General features: G+C 63.7%; 18 protein-coding genes. 13 read left to right on the forward strand and 5 right to left on the reverse strand.

Annotated elements, in window-relative coordinates; all coding sequences use genetic code 11:
- Nucleotides 1-12 precede the first annotated feature (12 nt).
- Nucleotides 13-1,257: a DUF763 domain-containing protein gene (locus tag IVB01_RS17645; protein WP_247276859.1), complete on the reverse strand. Its 1,245-nt coding sequence runs from the start codon at nucleotides 1,255-1,257 to the stop codon at nucleotides 13-15.
- A 126-nt stretch (nucleotides 1,258-1,383) separates the two neighbouring features.
- On the opposite strand from IVB01_RS17645, the gene IVB01_RS17650 reads away from it, so the two are divergent.
- Entirely contained in the window at nucleotides 1,384-2,526 is a 1,143-nt protein-coding gene (locus tag IVB01_RS17650; RefSeq protein ID WP_247418515.1) for a mechanosensitive ion channel family protein, read from the forward strand.
- 122 nt (nucleotides 2,527-2,648) lie between these two features.
- On the opposite strand, the gene IVB01_RS17655 is transcribed toward IVB01_RS17650, so the two are convergent.
- On the reverse strand, nucleotides 2,649-3,629 hold the full coding sequence (locus IVB01_RS17655) for a tripartite tricarboxylate transporter substrate binding protein (RefSeq protein WP_247276861.1): 981 nt from the start codon (nucleotides 3,627-3,629) through the stop codon (nucleotides 2,649-2,651).
- A 116-nt stretch (nucleotides 3,630-3,745) separates the two neighbouring features.
- On the opposite strand from IVB01_RS17655, the gene IVB01_RS17660 reads away from it, so the two are divergent.
- The 8 genes from IVB01_RS17660 to IVB01_RS17695 all read left to right on the forward strand — a co-directional run bounded on the left by IVB01_RS17660 (nucleotide 3,746) and on the right by IVB01_RS17695 (nucleotide 10,969).
- Complete coding sequence (locus IVB01_RS17660) at nucleotides 3,746-4,456, forward strand: TetR family transcriptional regulator (RefSeq protein WP_247276862.1); 711 nt, start codon at nucleotides 3,746-3,748, stop codon at nucleotides 4,454-4,456.
- A 74-nt stretch (nucleotides 4,457-4,530) separates the two neighbouring features.
- The gene (locus IVB01_RS17665; RefSeq protein WP_247276863.1) at nucleotides 4,531-5,490 is read left to right on the forward strand and encodes an amidohydrolase family protein; all 960 of its coding nucleotides are present in this window, start codon (nucleotides 4,531-4,533) and stop codon (nucleotides 5,488-5,490) included.
- A 5-nt stretch (nucleotides 5,491-5,495) separates the two neighbouring features.
- Nucleotides 5,496-6,374 (forward strand): amidohydrolase family protein, encoded by an 879-nt coding sequence (locus IVB01_RS17670; protein WP_247276864.1) that lies wholly within the window; start codon nucleotides 5,496-5,498, stop codon nucleotides 6,372-6,374.
- On the forward strand, nucleotides 6,371-7,672 hold the full coding sequence (gene dctA / locus IVB01_RS17675; RefSeq protein ID WP_247449205.1) for a C4-dicarboxylate transporter DctA: 1,302 nt from the start codon (nucleotides 6,371-6,373) through the stop codon (nucleotides 7,670-7,672). Before IVB01_RS17670 ends, dctA begins: the two co-directional genes overlap by 4 nt.
- A gap of 66 nt (nucleotides 7,673-7,738) precedes the next feature.
- Nucleotides 7,739-8,452, forward strand: a complete 714-nt coding sequence (locus IVB01_RS17680; RefSeq protein WP_247276866.1) for a PIG-L deacetylase family protein — start codon at nucleotides 7,739-7,741, stop codon at nucleotides 8,450-8,452.
- Nucleotides 8,449-9,132: a 4-carboxy-4-hydroxy-2-oxoadipate aldolase/oxaloacetate decarboxylase gene (locus tag IVB01_RS17685; RefSeq protein ID WP_247276867.1), complete on the forward strand. Its 684-nt coding sequence runs from the start codon at nucleotides 8,449-8,451 to the stop codon at nucleotides 9,130-9,132. The genes IVB01_RS17680 and IVB01_RS17685 overlap by 4 nt, the downstream gene beginning before the upstream one ends.
- 20 nt (nucleotides 9,133-9,152) lie before the next feature.
- Nucleotides 9,153-10,022, forward strand: coding sequence for a hypothetical protein (locus IVB01_RS17690; protein WP_247276868.1), 870 nt, complete (start codon nucleotides 9,153-9,155; stop codon nucleotides 10,020-10,022).
- Nucleotides 10,019-10,969 (forward strand): DUF1932 domain-containing protein, encoded by a 951-nt coding sequence (locus IVB01_RS17695; RefSeq protein WP_247276974.1) that lies wholly within the window; start codon nucleotides 10,019-10,021, stop codon nucleotides 10,967-10,969. The genes IVB01_RS17690 and IVB01_RS17695 overlap by 4 nt, the downstream gene beginning before the upstream one ends.
- On the opposite strand, the gene IVB01_RS17700 is transcribed toward IVB01_RS17695, so the two are convergent.
- Together IVB01_RS17700 and IVB01_RS17705 are read right to left on the reverse strand one after the other, a co-directional pair.
- The gene (locus IVB01_RS17700; protein ID WP_247276869.1) at nucleotides 10,942-11,262 is read right to left on the reverse strand and encodes a hypothetical protein; all 321 of its coding nucleotides are present in this window, start codon (nucleotides 11,260-11,262) and stop codon (nucleotides 10,942-10,944) included. The genes IVB01_RS17695 and IVB01_RS17700 overlap by 28 nt on opposite strands.
- A 227-nt stretch (nucleotides 11,263-11,489) precedes the next feature.
- Nucleotides 11,490-12,731, reverse strand: a complete 1,242-nt coding sequence (locus IVB01_RS17705) for an amidohydrolase family protein (protein WP_247276870.1) — start codon at nucleotides 12,729-12,731, stop codon at nucleotides 11,490-11,492.
- Between the two features lie 150 nt (nucleotides 12,732-12,881).
- Here IVB01_RS17705 and IVB01_RS17710 point away from each other — a divergent pair, with 150 nt between their 5' ends.
- On the forward strand, nucleotides 12,882-13,304 hold the full coding sequence (locus IVB01_RS17710) for a nuclear transport factor 2 family protein (protein WP_247420228.1): 423 nt from the start codon (nucleotides 12,882-12,884) through the stop codon (nucleotides 13,302-13,304).
- Here IVB01_RS17710 and IVB01_RS17715 read toward each other — a convergent pair.
- Nucleotides 13,301-14,059 (reverse strand): GntR family transcriptional regulator, encoded by a 759-nt coding sequence (locus tag IVB01_RS17715; protein ID WP_247276872.1) that lies wholly within the window; start codon nucleotides 14,057-14,059, stop codon nucleotides 13,301-13,303. The two genes, IVB01_RS17710 and IVB01_RS17715, sit on opposite strands and share 4 nt — an antisense overlap.
- A gap of 199 nt (nucleotides 14,060-14,258) precedes the next feature.
- On the opposite strand from IVB01_RS17715, the gene IVB01_RS17720 reads away from it, so the two are divergent.
- The 3 genes from IVB01_RS17720 to IVB01_RS17730 are packed head-to-tail and all read left to right on the forward strand — an operon-like array spanning nucleotide 14,259 to nucleotide 16,957.
- Nucleotides 14,259-15,116: an ABC transporter ATP-binding protein gene (locus IVB01_RS17720; RefSeq protein WP_247276873.1), complete on the forward strand. Its 858-nt coding sequence runs from the start codon at nucleotides 14,259-14,261 to the stop codon at nucleotides 15,114-15,116.
- A complete protein-coding gene (locus tag IVB01_RS17725; RefSeq protein ID WP_247276874.1) occupies nucleotides 15,116-15,892 on the forward strand; it encodes an ABC transporter permease in 777 nt (258 codons plus the stop codon). The genes IVB01_RS17720 and IVB01_RS17725 overlap by 1 nt, the downstream gene beginning before the upstream one ends.
- Before the next feature lie 39 nt (nucleotides 15,893-15,931).
- Nucleotides 15,932-16,957, forward strand: coding sequence for an ABC transporter substrate-binding protein (locus IVB01_RS17730; protein WP_247276875.1), 1,026 nt, complete (start codon nucleotides 15,932-15,934; stop codon nucleotides 16,955-16,957).
- Nucleotides 16,958-16,970: the final 13 nt, after the last annotated feature.

Raw genomic sequence — 16,970 nt, forward strand, 5'->3', positions numbered from 1 at the left:
CGCGGACCGGTTTCAGCCGGTCCGCTTTTTGGTCGGTGTCAGATCGCGCTCCCAGCCGAACACGGATCGGCCGTCGAGGTCGGGCGAGGCAGCACGCTCGCCGGCGATGTAGGCCTCGACCGAGGGGCCCTGTGCGGTCCGCTCCAACCGCCGCGCCTGGTCGTCGAGGCGCTTGATCGCCTGCATTTCTTCCTCGCGTCCCAGCTTGGCGTTCTGAATCGCGCCCTTCAGCACTTGGATAGTTTCGTCATAGACCTTGATTGGAACGGGATAGGGATGCCGGTCCTTGCCGCCATGGGCGAGCGAAAAGCGCGCGGGATCGTTGAAACGATAGGGTGCGCCGTGCACGACCTCGGCGACCATCGCAAGTGAGTGCACGGTGCGCGCACCGACGCCGGGCGTCAGCAACAGCTCCGGGAAATCGACCGGGCCGCGCTCGGCCGCCGCGGCCAGCGTGCCGTGCAGGCGTCGTGCGAACACGTCCTTGGGGCGAACGTCGTGATGCGCGGGCATGATCAGATGCGGCAGTATGGCCTGCGCCGGCTCGAGGCCGGTGAGTCGTTCGAACTCGGAGACAATGCGATCCGGGCCAAGACCTCTCAACAGCTCGAGCTGCGCGGTGCGCGAGATATCGGCGCGATGGTCGGTGAGGTTGACGATCTCGCCTTGCTTGGGACCGTCGATCGCAGTGTGGGGCGTATCGACAAAACTCTTCAGCGCCTCGGAATGCCAGTGGTAGCGGCGGGCCTGCCGCTTGTCGCCGTTCATGCCCTGCTGCACCACCGTCCATTTGCCCTCTGCGGTGACGAAGAACCCATGGAGATAGAGGTCGAAGCCGTCTTGCACAGCCGCGCTGTCGACCTTCGCCACCAGGCGGCTGGCACGCGTCAGCATTGCGCCGTCCAAGCCGACACGCTCGCCAAGCTGCAACAGCTCGTCCGGCGTCTTGCGTGAATGCTGGCCGCGGCCGCCACAGACATAGATGCCGAGCTCGTCCTGGAGCGGTCCGAGTCCACGCTTCAGGGCGCCGATCACGGAGGTCGTGATGCCGGAGGAGTGCCAGTCCATCCCCATCACGGCGCCAAACGACTGGAACCAGAACGGATGCGACAGCCGCTGCATGAACGCGTCGCGTCCGTAATGATGCACGATCGCCTGAGTGACGATTGCGCCCAACGAAGCCATGCGGCTTGCCAGCCACGGCGGAACACGTCCGGTGTGCAAGGGAAGATCGGCGCTGCCGCTACGTCGGGTCATGGGCGCCCTAAATTAGCTCAGTTCGGCAGCGGTTGCACCAGCGGAATGCTGCGTTGCACGAGATAGGGGAGCGAAGCTGGGCGGCAGGCGTTGAGCGCTGACGCGTACGTAAGGACAGGGACAGCAATGAATTGGCAGACCCTTATGGCCGACATCGACAGGATGTTCGGCTGGATACCGTCATGGTTCATCGGCCTCGGCTTGGTCGCCGGCGCGATGATGCTCGCTCTGTCGTTCTATCGGTTCGCTGTTTGGCTGCTCAATCGCGCTTTCGGAACCCGGCTTCCGCTCCTGAGTGTGTTCATCGAGCGCACGTCCGGCCCGGCCCAGCTGGCGCTGTGTCTGGCTGCCGTGGCACTGGTCCTGCCACTTGCGCCGCTCGACGATACGATCCGCACGCCGCTGATGCGCCTGTTCGTCGTCGCCGTCATCGCCTTGATCGGCTGGATATCGATCCGGATCGTCGACATGAGTGCGGCGCGATACTTGCAGAACTTTCGCGACGTCACCGAGAATTTCATCGCGCGCAAGCAAGTCACGCAAGTCCGCGTGTTCAAGCGTGTCACCGACACCATCATCGTTATCATCACAGTCTCCACCGCGCTGATGACGTTCGACTCGGTGAGGCAATATGGCGTCAGCCTTTTCGCCTCCGCCGGTGCCGCCGGTATCATCGTCGGTCTTGCCGCGCGGCCGCTGCTGAGCAATCTGATCGCGGGCTTGCAGATCGCCATCACCCAGCCGATCCGCATCGAGGATGCCGTGATCATCGAGAACGAGTGGGGATGGGTCGAGGACATCGCCTCGACCTATGTCGTGATCCGGCTGTGGGATTGGCGCCGTATGGTGGTGCCGCTGTCCTATTTCATCGAAAAGCCGTTCCAGAACTGGACGCGCGACACCGCCTCGCTGATCGGAGTGGTCGGGCTCCATGTCGATTACCGTGCCGATGTGGCGCGCATCAGGCGCTGGCTGGAGGAGGCGGTGAAGCAGTCCAAGCTCTGGGACGGCGCCGTGGTCAATCTCCAGGTGATCGACGCAGATTCGCGCACCATCGAGCTTCGCGCGCTGGTCAGCGCGCGCAATGCGCCGCAATCCTGGGACCTGCGCTGCGAGGTCAGAGAGAAGCTCGTGGCCTTCATCCGCGACGAGATGCCGGAGGCACTGCCGCGCGAGCGTGCGATCCTGATCCCCTCGGGTGACGATGATGCCGATTTGCCGCGGCGCCCCGCGCCGCCGGAGAAAATGCGGGCGAGGGCCCATAACTGAACGGCGCGTCCCTTCTTGCTGGGCGGAGGCTGGCCACTCGCGCGTCTTCGCCGTCGGGGCGCGCGGGCGTGCTGAGCAGGGCGCTGCCCGAGGCGCCTAGTGCGATTCTCGTGCGAACAGCCTCACTGGGCGCGGATGTTGGCGGCCTTCAGCAACGGCTCCCACTTCGTCGCCTCGGCATGCATATAGGCGTCAAAGTCCTTGGCGGAGGAGCCAACCGGGGTGGCGCCGATCTTGCCGAGCGTCGACAGGACGCTCGGATCCTGCAGCGCCGCCTTCAGGTCGGTTTCGAGCTTGGCGACGATCTCCGGCGGCATCTTCGCCGGACCGAGCAGGCCCCACCAGACCGAGACGTCGTAGCCGGGCACGCCGGCTTCCGTGACGGTCGGAACATCCGGCAGCGCCTTGGAGCGCTCGGCCGAGGTCACCGCGAGTGCGCGCACCGGCCCGCCTTCGAGCTGGCCGATCGCTTCCGCGAGCGGATTGATGCTGAGCGGAATCTCGCCGGCGATCACCGCCGTCAGCGCCGGTGCGCCGCCCTTGTAAGGGATCGCCACGATCTTGCTGCCCGACATGTATTTGAGCAGTTCGCCGGCCAGATGCGCCGAGGTGCCGTTGCCGGACATGCCATAGGAGAGCTTGTCCGGCTCCTTCTTCGCCGCAGTGAAGAGATCGCCAAGCGTCTTGTAGGGGCTGTCCTTGGCGACGACGATCGCGAGCGGCGAGGAAGCGATCTCGGTGATCGCGGTAAAATCCTTGAACGTGTCGTAGGGCACGCTCGGATAGATGAACTGATTGAGAGGATGACCGCTCGCGACCAGGATCAACGTGTATCCGTCCGGCGCGGCCTGCGTCAGCGCCTGCGAGGCAACGATGCCGCCTGCGCCCGGGCGGTTGTCGATCACGGGCTGCTGGCCCCAGGTCTTGGCCAGCGCCTGGCCCAGCGTGCGCGCGAGCACGTCCACCGCACCGCCCGCGGCGTAGGGGACCAGAATGTGGACCGGCTTGCTCGGATAAATGTCGGCGGACTGCGCGGCGCCGCCCGCCAGCAGCAGACCGGCACACAGCATCAAACCGCCGATCTTTTTGTTCAAACCCAGCATTTCCCAGCACTCCTTGAGGGCATTCGGCCGCCTGCCGGCGGTCTCCAGGCCATTGCGGACACCGCCCGTTGTTTTTGTTGACGAGACTTGATCTTTTGTACGATAGTACAAATCGTATGGTACGCAAGTCCACCAGCAAGGAAACGGCCCGCAAGCCGAACATGCGCGAGGCGATCCTCGCCGCGGCCGAGGAGCTGTTTGCCACGAACGGCTTCAATGCTGTGTCGGTGCGCGACATCGCGCAGGCTGCCGGGGCCAATCCCGGCAGCGTGACCTATCATTTCAAGACCAAGGACGGCCTACTGCTGGAGATCTACCGGCGCCATTGCGGGCCGATGAATTTGCGCCGATCCGAACTGCTCGCGGCCGCCAAGCGCGTGCGCGATCTCCAGGATCGGCTGGAGGCGATCGTGCGCGCTTATGTGGTGCCGGCCTTCACCTCGGGCAGCGATCTCGCCGGCGGCGGCGCGCGCTTCACGCGGCTGCGTGCCGTGATGTCGGCGGAAGGCAACGAGGTCGCTCGAAAAATCATCGCGCAGACCTTTGACGACACCAGCCACGCCTTCATCGACGCGATTCACGAGAGTCTGCCACACATTCCGCGCACCGACATCGTCTGGCGCAGCCATTTCCTGCTGGGTGCACTCTATTATTCACTGGTGACGCCGGAGCGCGTGTCGCGCCTGTCGCGCGGTGAGGCCGACGGCGGCGATGCAGCCAATGCCATCGAGCAACTGGTGCAGGCCACCGTTGCCTCGTTCCAGGCGCCCGCGCTGGATCAAGCCGCGCCGGTGCGGCGGCGGCCGGTCGTCAGCAGCAAGACTTGAAAGAAGCCGCACGAGGGGAGGCGCGGCCTTACGCTTCCACTCGCAAGTGGACCATGTGACGGGGTGTTGAGGACATGAATAGGCGGGAGTGCTTGCATCTCTTGACTGGCCTGGCCGGCGCGGCGCTTGCGAATGAAGCACGCGCGCAAGGCGCCGAGCCGAAGGCGATCCCCACGATCGCGCCGCCGCATGCAAATCCCAAGACGCCGTCGTTCAAGCTGCCAGCGAAATCCTGCGATAGCCACACCCACGTTTTTGGGCCGGCGTCGCGTTACCCCTTCGCGGAAAAGCGCCCCTACAACACGGCCGATGCGCCGCTGGAGGCATTCCGCAGCGTGCACGAGAAGATCGGGGTCGAACGCAGCGTCATCGTCAATGCCACCGTTCACGGCACCGACAATCGCGTCGTGACCGACGCCATCGCCCAGAGCGAGGGCGCGTACAAGGGCATCGCCAATGTCAACGACGAGATGACCGAGAAGGAGCTGGCGGCGCTCGACAAGGCAGGCATCTGCGGCTGCCGCTTCGCTTTTCTCAAGCGCCTCGGCGGCGTCGGCGACATGGGAAAATTCCAGCGCATCGTGCACCGGGTCGCCGAGCTCGGCTGGCACGTCGACCTCTATTTCGAGCCGGGCACGATTGCCGAATTCGCGCTCATCCTTTCCGCGCTGCCGACGCCTTACGTGATCGATCACATGGGAACGGTCCAGGCCGCGAAAGGTCTCGGCGACCCCAGCTTCACCGCGCTGCTCGATCTCCAGAAGAAGGACGATAAATGCTGGGTGAAGATCACCGGTCTTGAACGTGCGTCAGCGGCCGGCAAACCGTTCCATGATGCAGTGCCGTTCGCCAAGGCGCTGATCGACAACGCACCCGATCGCGTGCTGTGGGGCACTGATTGGCCGCATCCCAACGTCAAGATCATGCCGAACGACGGTGAGATCGTCGACCTCATCCCGCTCTACGCGCCCGACGCAAAGGTCCAGCAGAAGCTGGTGGTCGACAATCCCGCGCGCCTGTTCAAGTTCAGCTGAAGATCATGATGTACACGCCGACCATTCCGCCGCCAGACCCAAACACGCGCAGGCCGATATTCAAGCTGCCAAGGCTGGCTTGCGATGCCCATTGCCATATCTTCGGACCCGGCGCGAAATATCCGTACGCGCCGGACCGCTCCTACACGCCGCCCGATGCGCCGCTGGAAAAATTCCGCACGCTCCATGCCAAGCTCGGCATCCAGCGCGCCGTCATTGTCAATGCCAGCGTGCACGGCACCGACAACACGGTAGCGCTGGACGCTCTCGCGCAGAGCAACGGTGCCTATCGCGCGGTCGCAAACATCGACGACACCATCACCGAGCGCGGGCTTCGGGTGCTGCACGAGGGCGGCTTCCGCGGCTGCCGCTTCAACTTCGTCCGCCATCTCGGCGGCGTCCCCGATAAGAGCGTGTTCGACCGCGTCATCGCCATGGTCGCGCCGCTCGGCTGGCATATCGATCTGCATTTTGACGCGATCGACTTGCCCGAATATGCCGACATGCTGGCAAGACTGCCGCTCAGCTACACCATCGACCACATGGGACGGGTGAAGACCTCCGATGGGCTCGACCAGCTTCCGTTCAGAATTTTGGTCGAACTGATGCAGCGCGACGAAAAATGCTGGGTCAAGATCTGCGGCTCGGAGCGGGTGTCCTCGGCCGGTCCGCCGTTCACGGACGCGGTGCCATTCGCGCGCAAGATCGTCGAGACCGCGCCCGATCGCGTCATTTGGGGCACCGACTGGCCTCATCCGAACGTCAAGGTGATGCCAAACGACGGTGACCTTGTCGACCTGATCCCGCTGTTCGCGCCGGAGCTGGAGTTCCAGCAGAAGATCCTGGTCGATAATCCCGCGCGCCTGTTTGGGTTCGACCAATGACGGCGCTCGCGATCGAAAAGCCGCGCGGCCGCGCCTGGTGGAAGGAGCTCTGGATCCAGGTGCTCATCGCCATGGCGGCCGGCATCGCGCTTGGGATCGCCAGTCCCGAGGCGGGCGCCAAGATGCAGCCGCTCGGGGATGCCTTCATCAAGGCGATCCGGATGCTGATCGCGCCGATCATCTTTTGCACCGTCGTGCACGGTATCGCGCACATGGCCGACATGGCGCGCGTCGGGCGCATTGCGGTGAAGGCGATCGTCTATTTTGAAGTCATGACCACGATCGCGCTGATCATCGGTCTCGTCGCGATGAACCTGCTCAAGCCCGGCGTCGGCATGAACATCGATCCCGCCAGCATCAATGCCGGCGCGATCGAGCCCTATGTCAGGCAGACCGGTGCGATCGGCTTCGTGCCGTTCCTGATGAACATCGTGCCCGTGACGTTCGTCGGCGCCTTTGCCGAGGGCAACATTCTCCAGGTGCTGTTCATCTCCGTACTGTGCGGCTTTGCTCTGGTGCAGCTCGGCGAGCGTGCCGCGCCGCTGGTGCATCTGATCGACATCGCCGCCAAGATGGTGTTGGCCGTCGTTGGCTTGGTAATGTGGGCGGCGCCGATCGGCGCGTTCGGCGCTATCGCCTTTACGGTCGGCAAGTTCGGCGTTGGCTCGCTGCCCTCGCTCGGCAAGCTACTGGGGGGCTTCTATCTCACCTGCGTGGTCTTCATCATCGTGGCGCTCGGCCCCGTGGCGCGGCTCTGCGGCTTCTCGCTGGTCAAACTGATCCGCTATATCTGGGAAGAGCTGCTGATCTGCATCGCCACGACATCTTCGGAAACGGTGTTGCCGCGGATGCTGACCAAGCTGGAAAAGGCCGGTTGCGAGAAGAGCGTCGTCGGACTTGTGATCCCGACCGGCTATTCCTTCAATCTCGACGGCACCTGCCTCTATCTTGCCGCTGCTTCGGTGTTCCTGGCGCAGGCGACCAACACGCCGTTCGGCCTTGCCGAGCAGATCGAGCTGCTGCTGATCCTTCTCGTCACCTCCAAGGGCGCGGCGGGGATTGCGGGCGCCGCCTTCGTCGTGCTGGCGGCGACGCTGTCGGCCACCGGCACCATTCCGGTGACAAGCGCTGCGCTGGTGCTCGGCATTCATCGCCTGATGTCGCAGGGGCTAACGCCGACCAATCTGATCGGGAACGCGGTTGCGACGATCGCAATTGCCAAGTGGGAAGGCGCGCTCGACAGCGAGCGCCTCCGGCATGTGCTCGACGGTGAGGAGCAAGCGGCCGCCGCGGCTTGATGAACCGGCTTCCTGCCTGAGGCAGACGGCCTTTGATGCTTACGAACGAAAGAGGGAGCTTGTCCCATGAAAACCGGTCTCGTGATCACCGCCCATCCCGGCGATTTCGTCTGGCGCGCCGGCGGCGCCATCGCGCTGCATGCGAAGAAGGGCTATCGCATGAAGATCGTTTGCATGTCCTTCGGCGAGCGCGGCGAGAGCCAGTTCGCCTGGAAGGAGAAGGGGGCGACGCTGGAATCGGTCAAGGCCGGCCGCAAGGACGAGGCGGAGCGGGCGGCAAAGCTGTTAGGTGCCGAGATCGAGTTCTTCGACTGCGGCGATTATCCGCTGAAGCTCACTGAGGCGCATTTTGATCGCATGGTCGACATCTACCGCGAGCTCGATCCGAGCTTCGTGCTGACGCACGCGCTGGAGGACCCCTATAATTTCGACCACCCCAACGCTGCGCATTTCGCGCAGGAGACCCGCGTGGTCGCGCAGGCGATGGGCCACAAGCCCGGCGCGCAGTACAAATACTCGGCGCCGCCGGTGTTCCTGTTCGAGCCACACCAGCCGGAGCAGTGCAACTACAAGCCGGACCTGCTCCTCAAGATCGACGAGGTCTGGAAGGCGAAGTACGAGGCGTTCCAGATCCTGGCCGCGCAAAAGCATCTGTGGGGCTATTACGAACGCGTCGCGCTCAATCGAGGCATCCAGGGCAGCCGCAACACCGGCGTGCCCATGACCTATGGCGAGGCCTATCAGCGTCTGTTTCCGACCGTCGCGGAGGAACTCGCATGAAGCCGGTCGTCGTTCGCAACATCAAGCGTGCCGATCCCGCCGGCATGGCGGAATACGGCGTTTCGACCGTACATGAAGCCTATGGTCGCATCGGCCTGATGAAGCCATATTTGCGGCCGGTGTGGGCGGGCGCGGCGATTGCGGGTCCCGCGGTCACCGTGCTGGCGCAACCCGGCGACAATTGGATGATCCATGTTGCGGTTGAGCAATGCAGGAAGGGCGACATCCTGGTCGTCGGCTGCACCACCGACAATACCGACGGCATGTTCGGCGAATTGCTGGCGACCTCGCTTACGGCGCGCGGCGTGCAAGGATTGATCATCGATGCCGGCTGTCGCGATGTCAAAGCGCTGCACGAGATGAAGTTTCCGGTGTGGTCGCGCGCAGTCTCGGCCAAGGGAACGGTGAAGGCGACGCTCGGCTCGGTCAATGTCCCCGTGGTCTGCGCCGGCGTCAATGTCGATCCCGGTGACATCATCGTGGCTGACGACGATGGCGTCGTCGTGGTGCCGAAGCGGTACGCCCCCGAAGTCGCCGAGAAGGCGAAAAAGCGCAATGCCGATGAAGGCGGCAAGCGCAAGCGTCTCGCCTCGGGCGAGCTCGGCCTCGACATGTACAGCATGCGCGACGCTCTTGCCAAAGCCGGGCTCGTCTATGTCGACAATCCCGAGGACGTTTGAGGCAAGGCAGGAGCGGGCGGATGGATCGTCTCAAGCTGAAGGCCGTGCTCGGCAGTCATCCCCATGTCCAGGCGGTGAAGAGCGGCGCGCTCCGCTCCGACCTGTTCGATCTCGACTTCATCGAGTACAGCCCGACCAACACCGCGTTCAAGCCGATGGTGCGCGAGCAGGCCTTCGATGTCTGCGAGATGGCCATCGTGACCTATCTGATGGCGAAGGCGCACGGCAAGCCGCTGGTGCTGCTGCCGGCCACCATGCTCGGCCGCTTCCAGCATGCCTACGCGCTGTACAATCCCGCGCGAGGAGCGCTCGGCCCGTCCGACCTCGAGGGCAAGCGCGTGGGCATTCGGTCCTTCACGACGACGACCGGCGCCTGGATCAGGGGCATTCTCGCCAACGACTACGGCGTCAATCTCGATAAGATCCGCTGGGTGACGTTCGAGGATCCGCATGTCGCCGAATATATCGACATCACCGAGCGCGCCCCGAAAGACAAGAAGATTCTCCAGATGCTGGTCGACGGCGAGCTAGACGCGGTGCTTGGCGAGAGCTCGGTCGATCCCAAGCTGAAGCCGCTATTCCCCGATCCGGCCGCGGAAGCCGCCAAATGGTATGCCCGGCGCGGCGTCGTCCCGGTCAATCATCTCGTGGTCGTGACCGAGCAGCTCGCCAAATCGCGTCCCGACGTAGTCACAGGCATCTATGATCTGCTCAAGCGGAACAAGGAGCAGGTGGGACCTGCGGCCTCGCCGGACCTCATTCCGTTTGGCATCGAAGCGAACAGCAAACCGCTGGAACTGATCGTCGACTACGCGTTCCAGCAAGCGCTGATTCCGCGCCGCTATGCGGTCGAGGAGCTCTTTGACGAAACGACACGAGGGCTGAACTGATGGCGGATCCGAGGCGATGGCAGATCGGGCTGGTTGGCTATGGCGAGGTCGGCAGGATCTTGGCCGAGGATTTGCGCCAGCAGGACATCAAGGTATCTGCCTACGACATCAAGCTCGGAGGCGAGCAGGGCGCTTCGCTGGAGGAGCATGCCGCGAAATTCGGTGTGGTGTTCGCAGGCTCTCATGCCGACCTGACGGCGAAGTCCGATTTCATCATCTCCGCGGTCACGGCCAGCCAGGCTGTTCCGGTGGCAAAAGCCTGCGCGGGCGCGATCAACCAGGGCACCTGGTTCCTGGACTTCAATTCGGCTTCACCGGGCGCCAAGCAGCGCGCTGCTGCGCTGATCGATGGCGCTGCCGGTCGCTATGTGGAAGGCGCAGTGATGACTTCGGTGCCGCCGTATCGCATCAAGGTGCCGTTGCTGCTCGGCGGCGCTGGCGCGAGAGAGCTCGAGCCGCTGCTGAATGCGATCGGATTCGCGGCAAAGGTTGCCAGCGACAAGCTCGGCGTGTCCTCCGCGGTGAAGATGTGCCGCAGCATCATGATCAAGGGCCTGGAAGCCATGGTCATCGAAAGCTTCACCACGGCGCGCGCCTATGGCGTGGAAGATGCCGTGCTGGCATCGCTTACGGAAACTTTCCCCGCGATCGACTGGGAGAAGCAGGGCGCCTATTTCTTCCAGCGCGTGATCGAGCACGGCCGCCGCCGGGCCGAGGAGGTGCGGGAGGTCGCCGAAACCGTTCGCGAGGCGGGGCTGACGCCCTGGTCCGCGCAGGGCACGGCCGAGCGGCAGGCCTGGGTGGCTGATCTCGCCGATGAAGGATTGTTCGGCACCAAGGGCACCAGCGAGTTCGCCCGCAGCGCTGACTGGCGCACCGAGGCGGACCGGATCCTCGCGAAGATCAAGCGCGCAAATAATCAGCTCAAGATCGTTCCACGGAGCTGAAAGCTCACGACCTGGTCGCGGGCGCGTTCGATCAGGTCGATCAGATTCCTGGACTTGCGGGCGAGCTGCTCCGTGGCCGGTTGCGTGCGGAATTCGGCCAGCACCGCGCGAACGCATTTGTTGGCGGCGTCGAGCGTCCAGAGCGTCCGGTTGACATCATCCTGCGTCCGGATCCCCGAAATATCGAGATCCGACAGAACGTGGCCGATGCCGTCGAGCCGCTTCACCGCCGTGTCGGTGGGCGTTCCGGCCTGGTTGGAATGCTGGTCGATGCTGCTGAATGCGCTGAACATATCGATACTTTCCCGATCGCACGCAAATGATCGGTCCGAGGTCTAGTTATGATCAGCGCGACGGGCCTCGCAATGCGTGGAGTTACGGTCCGGGATTCTACCGAATTGAATCAGCGGTAACATTGAACGGAAGCAGTCAGTAGTCAGGCCCGTTTCCCGACAATCCTACCGCTGCAAGCGGCGGGCCGGCCTTGGCGTGGTCGGAGCGACCCTGCGGTGTCGCGACATCAGCTCTGGGGGCGGAACAGATTCGGCCGCTGCCGCTCAAATGTCTGTCGGCCAGCCTTGAAGCCCATCACCAAGTCAGGCAGCTCCGCGACGGCGAAGCGGCTGTCTTGCGTATCGAGCACGACGAGATCGGCGGGGTTGCCGACCTTGATGCCGTAATCGCCAAGGTTCATCAGCCGCGCCGGCAGCTCGGTCACGAGATCGAGGCAGGTGTCGAAATCGCTCACGGCGGCGTGGGCGACGTTGGCATAGAAGTTTGCCATCCGCAGCAGCGAAGCGTCGCCGAACGGCGTGAACGGATTGAGGACATTGTTGGTGGCAACCGAGCACACGAGCCCATTGTCGGCCAGCTTGTGGGCGAGCGTCAGACCGCGCGGCGCATTGTGGGTGGCCTCCCGTCCCATCAAATAGAGATCGGTGGCGGGCAGCACGGTCACCGCAACGCCTGATGCCGCCAGCTGCGCGGTGGCCGCCTTCATCCGCTCGGGCGGCAGTGCCGAGAGCTTTGTGGCGTGGCCGATCGCGACGCGTCCCCCATACTTGCGCCGTTCGGTCTGGCGGCAGACCTCGTCGAGATGCCACCAAGAGGGATCGAGATCGAAATCGAGATGGAGATCGACATCGGCGTCGAACGTCTCGGCGAGATCGAAGATGCGTTCGAGATGGGCGTTCGGGTCGGTATCCATATAGGGACAGCCGCCGATCACCTCGCCGCCGTCGCGCAGCGCCTGGATCAGCAACTCCTCAGCTCCGGGGTCGTTGGTCAGGCCTTCCTGCGGGAAGACGCAGAGCGACAGGTCGATCGCCCAGGCATAATCGCGCTTCAGCGCCTTGACCGCCTCGAAGCCGCGCAAGGCGATGCGCGGATCGATCTCGACATGAGTGCGCATGCGGGTCGTGCCGTGCACGATCGCGCGCTCGAGAACCCGGGCGCCGCGGGCATAGACGTCCTCGACGGTGAAATCGCGCTTCATCCCGGCCACGGCGCGGATAGCGTCCGAAACACTGCCGTGATCGTGCCCACAGCGGCCGAGCAGGCAGGCTTTGTCGAGATGGATGTGGGTATCGACGAACCCGGGCAAGGCAAGGCGGCCGCCGAGATCGACCTCGGGCGCGTCGCAGGCGAGCTTTGGCTCGATCGCGGCAATACGCCCGCCTTTCACGCCGATATCGACGGGTGCGGCGGATGATCGCAACTGCGCGTCACGAAAGATCAGGTCGAAGGCGGACTGGGTGATCATGGCTTCGTCGGATTTTGCTGTCAGAGCCTAGCGGAAGCTGCTGGGGCGGGCAGTACCGAATTGTGTGCAGTTCTGCCGCTAAATTGTTCAAAAAATATGCATGCAGTTCACGGCGCGAGCTGTAAGATGTCGAGAGCCGGAGAACCCGCTATGTCCGCCTTTGCAAAAGCCGAACTGCCGATGACCGATGCCAAGATCGTCGAGGCCTATCTGACGGCCTCGATGAAACCCGATCCAGATGCCGCCGCGACCTATATGAAGCCGGGCACGGTGATCACATTCACCGGCGGACGTGAGTTCGATCATCCGCGCGGTCCGACAGCTTTCAACGCCAAGCGCTATCGCTGGGTGAAAAAGAAGATGGACCGGTTCGATGTCTGTGTCTGTCCCGGTGCGGACGAGACGATCGTCTACAGCGTTGGCACGCTCTATGGCGAGTGGATGGACGGCACGCCGTTCGAGGGCAATCGCTATGTCGATCGCTTCGTCGTCAAGAGCGGGCAGATCGTCAAGATGGACGTCTGGAACGACAGCGCCGAGCGCATTCTGGTCCAGCGCGGCATCGAGGCCTAACTCCTGCGCGCGATTTTCGGCAGCTTAACGACGCGGTCGCTCGCCACCTCATCGGCATAGGGCGCGAGAATGTCGAGGAGGTCACGGCCGCGTAGCGGGGCAGGGGCGACTAATGCCCGATTGGCTACGGAATCGAGGTGATGGTGCATCAATTCCATCACCTTGGCTTCGTCGCCTTTGGCGAGCGCAGCAATGATGGCGCGGTGCTCGTTGATCGCGCATTCCGTCGAATGCGGCCGGCTGTACAGCGACAGCGTCAGGCAGCAGCGATAGGCGACCTCGCTGACATAGCGCACCAGGATCGGACTGTTCGTCATCTGCGCGAGCAGGATGTGAAATTCGGTGGCGAGCCGGATCGAGACCGCATCCGTGCCGCCGCGCGCCCGGTCCTCGGCATCGACGTGCGCGTTCAGCTCGGCGATCTGGCTTTTGGTCAGCTTGCCCGCGAGCTGGCGGACCACGAGCCGCTCGAGCTGGATGCGGATGTCAAAGGCATCTCGCGCCTCCTGCCAGCTCGGCGTCGCCACCACCGCGATTCGGTTGCGGCGCAGCTCGACAAGGCCTTCGGCGGCGAGCTGCCCCAGCGCGTGGCGGGCAATGGTGCGGCTGACGCCAAAGCGCTCGCCGAGCGAGTCCTCAGGCAGCTTTGCGCCGGGTTCCAGCGCCTGCTCGATGATCGCGCGCCGTAGTGCGCGGCAAATCACGCCGACCTTGTCAGATGATTCATAAGTCTTGCTGGTGGGGCGCGCCGCCATTCGGCGAATCCTTCGGAGTAGGGTCGCAGCCCTCTCCTTAGCACACCCTGCGCTGATCCAGCGCTTCAATTGCATGCAGTTTGGTGTCGCGATTGCCTAAATCGGGACCACAATTTTGGTACGCTGTTCGGTAAGTTGCTTAATTCTGCGGACGTCGGCGACTGGCATCTAGCTTGCATACACTTTGGCTGTGATGCGCATGCAGCCCAACGCCCAATTTGACCGCCAGCCTGTTCCTGACGGCTTCGGTCCGATCGCCATCCAGCTGTCCGAGGCCGCCGTGACCTTCGGGCGCGGCGACCGGGCCGTGTCCGCGCTGTCGAAGACGACGCTCCGGATCGCCGACGGCGAGTTTGTCGCGCTGGTCGGCCCGTCGGGATGCGGCAAATCGACCATCTTACGTCTCGTCAGCGGCCTGGTGCAGCCGACCAGCGGCGTCGTCATCGTCGGCGGCCGCGAGGTGGCAGCGCGGGCGATGCGGGTCGGCATGGCTTTCCAGAATCCGACCATGCTTCCGTGGATGACGATCGAGCGAAACATCATGCTGCCGCTGAAGATCGTCGAGCCGTTCCGCTCCAACTTCCGCAAGCTGCGCAAGACCGAATTCCGCGACAAGGCCAACGCGCTGCTGGAGCAGGTCGGCCTCAAAGGCTTCGGCAATCATTATCCCTGGCAGCTCTCCGGCGGCATGCTCCAGCGCGCCAATCTCTGCCGCGCGCTGATCCACGAGCCGCGCATGCTGCTGCTGGATGAGCCCTTCGGCGCACTCGACCAGTTCACCCGCGAGGAGCTGTGGACGATCCTCCAGAATCTCTGGATGACGCGCAAGCCGACAGTACTGCTGGTCACGCACGATTTGCGCGAAGCCGGCTTTCTTGCGAGCCGCATCTGCGTGATGAGCGCGCGTCCCGGCCGCATCCTCGACGACAGCCGGGTCGAATTCGCGCGGCCGCGCACGGTCGCCATGACCTTCGAGCCGGATTTCGTCGCGTTGAACCAGAAGCTGCGCGCCTTCATCGAGGATGCGCGCAGCGCGGCTGAGCAGGGGGCAGGCTGATGTTCGGGATCGATGTCAGGCAGAAGGCGTGGTCGGCGGGACTGATCGTGCTGTTCTTCGTCGCCTGGGAGCTGTTCTGCCTGATGACCGGCATGTCCGACCTGGTGCTGCCGCGGCCCTCGCAGGTGTTCGTGACCCTGTTTCAGCGTTTCCCGGTGCTGTGGCCGCACATCGTGCAGACGCTGGCCACCACCATGTTCGGCTTCGTCCTCGGCGTTGCGCTCGGTGTCGCCCTCGGCGCCGTCATCGGCGTCTCCAAGACGGCCTATGACACCTGCTATCCGCTCCTGATCGGCTTCTCCTCGATCCCCAAGGTCGCGGTGGTGCCGATCTTCGTGCTGTGGTTCGGCTCCGGCACGGTGCCCGCGGTGCTGACCGCGCTGTCGATTTGCTTTTTCCCGATCGTTGTCAACATTGCCACGGGTCTGGCAACCACCGAGCCCGAGCTCGAGGACGTCCTGAAGGCGCTCGGCGCCAGCAAGTTCGACATTCTCTGGAACGTCGGTCTGCCCCGGACCATGCCGTTCTTCTTCGCATCGCTGAAAGTCGCGATCTCCTACGCCTTCGTCGGCGCGGTTCTGTCGGAGACGGTCGCCTCCAACCGCGGCATAGGCAACGTCATGATGACCGCGTCCTCCAATTTCAACGTGCCGCTGGTGTTCGCCGGGCTGTTCGTGCTCGCCGGGCTCGGCGTCGCGCTCTACGCCGTGTTCTCGCTGATTGAAGGGCGGGTCACCGGCTGGGCCACGCGCAAGAACGACGTGATCGCCACCTGATTTTCAAATCGTCACGCAACGGAGCTTGAGGAGATCTCGATGTTGAGAAACGTAATTGTCGCGCTGCTGGGATTGGCCCTATCCGCTGGCGTCGCCATGGCCGAAGACACCACGATCAAGTTCACGCTGGGCTGGAAGACGCAAGGCAGCGACGCCGCGTTCTTCTACGCCAAGGACAACGGTTACTTCAAAGAGGAAGGCCTCAACGTCGTCATCGACCAGGGCGAGGGCTCCGGTGCCACCGTCACGCGTGTCATGTCGGGCGCCTATGACGCGGGCTTCGGCGACGTCAACGCCATCATCCAGAACGCCTCGACCAAGCCGCAGGAGGCGCCGATCATGGTCTACATGATGTGGAACCAGCCGCCGTTCGCGATCGTCGCCAAGAAGTCAAGCGGCATCAACACCATCAAGGATTTCGAGGGCCGCACGCTCGGAGGCGCGCAGGGCACGCCGACGACGCGGCTGCTGCCGGTATTCACCCGCAAGAACGGGCTCGATGGCGAGAAGATCAAGATTTCCAATATGGCGCCGAACCTCCAGGAGCCGATGCTGATCAAGGGCGATATCGACGCAGCGCTCGTCTTCAATATCACCAGCTACTTCAACCTCGTGCTCAACCGCCAGGACCCGGACAAGGATTTCAAGTGGTTCTCCTTCGGTGAGTACGGCCTCGATCTCTATTCCAACGGCGTGATGGTGTCGCGCAAGCTGATCGCCTCGAATCCGAAGGCTGTCGCGAGCCTCGTGCGAGCCATCAACAAAGGCGCGATCGCGGTGGCCAAGGACCAGAACGGCGGCATGAAGGCGGCGCTCAACTACGACAATCTCATCAATGCGGATGTCGAGAAGCGCCGGCTGCAATATTCGTTCGAGAAGCTGATCGTGTCGCCGGAGATGAAGGAGATCGGCATCGGCGACATCAAGGATGACCGCATGACGCGCGCCATCGCCATCGTGGTCGAGGGTTACCAACTCGCCCGCGCGCCGACGCCGGCAGAGGTGTTCTCACGCGAATTCCTGCCGCCGCGCGCGGAGCGGGAGTTGGTGTACACGGCCAACTGATCCTTGGAGAGAC

It is taken from the genome of Bradyrhizobium sp. 164, from assembly GCF_023073715.1.
In the GTDB taxonomy this organism is placed as follows: domain Bacteria; phylum Pseudomonadota; class Alphaproteobacteria; order Rhizobiales; family Xanthobacteraceae; genus Bradyrhizobium.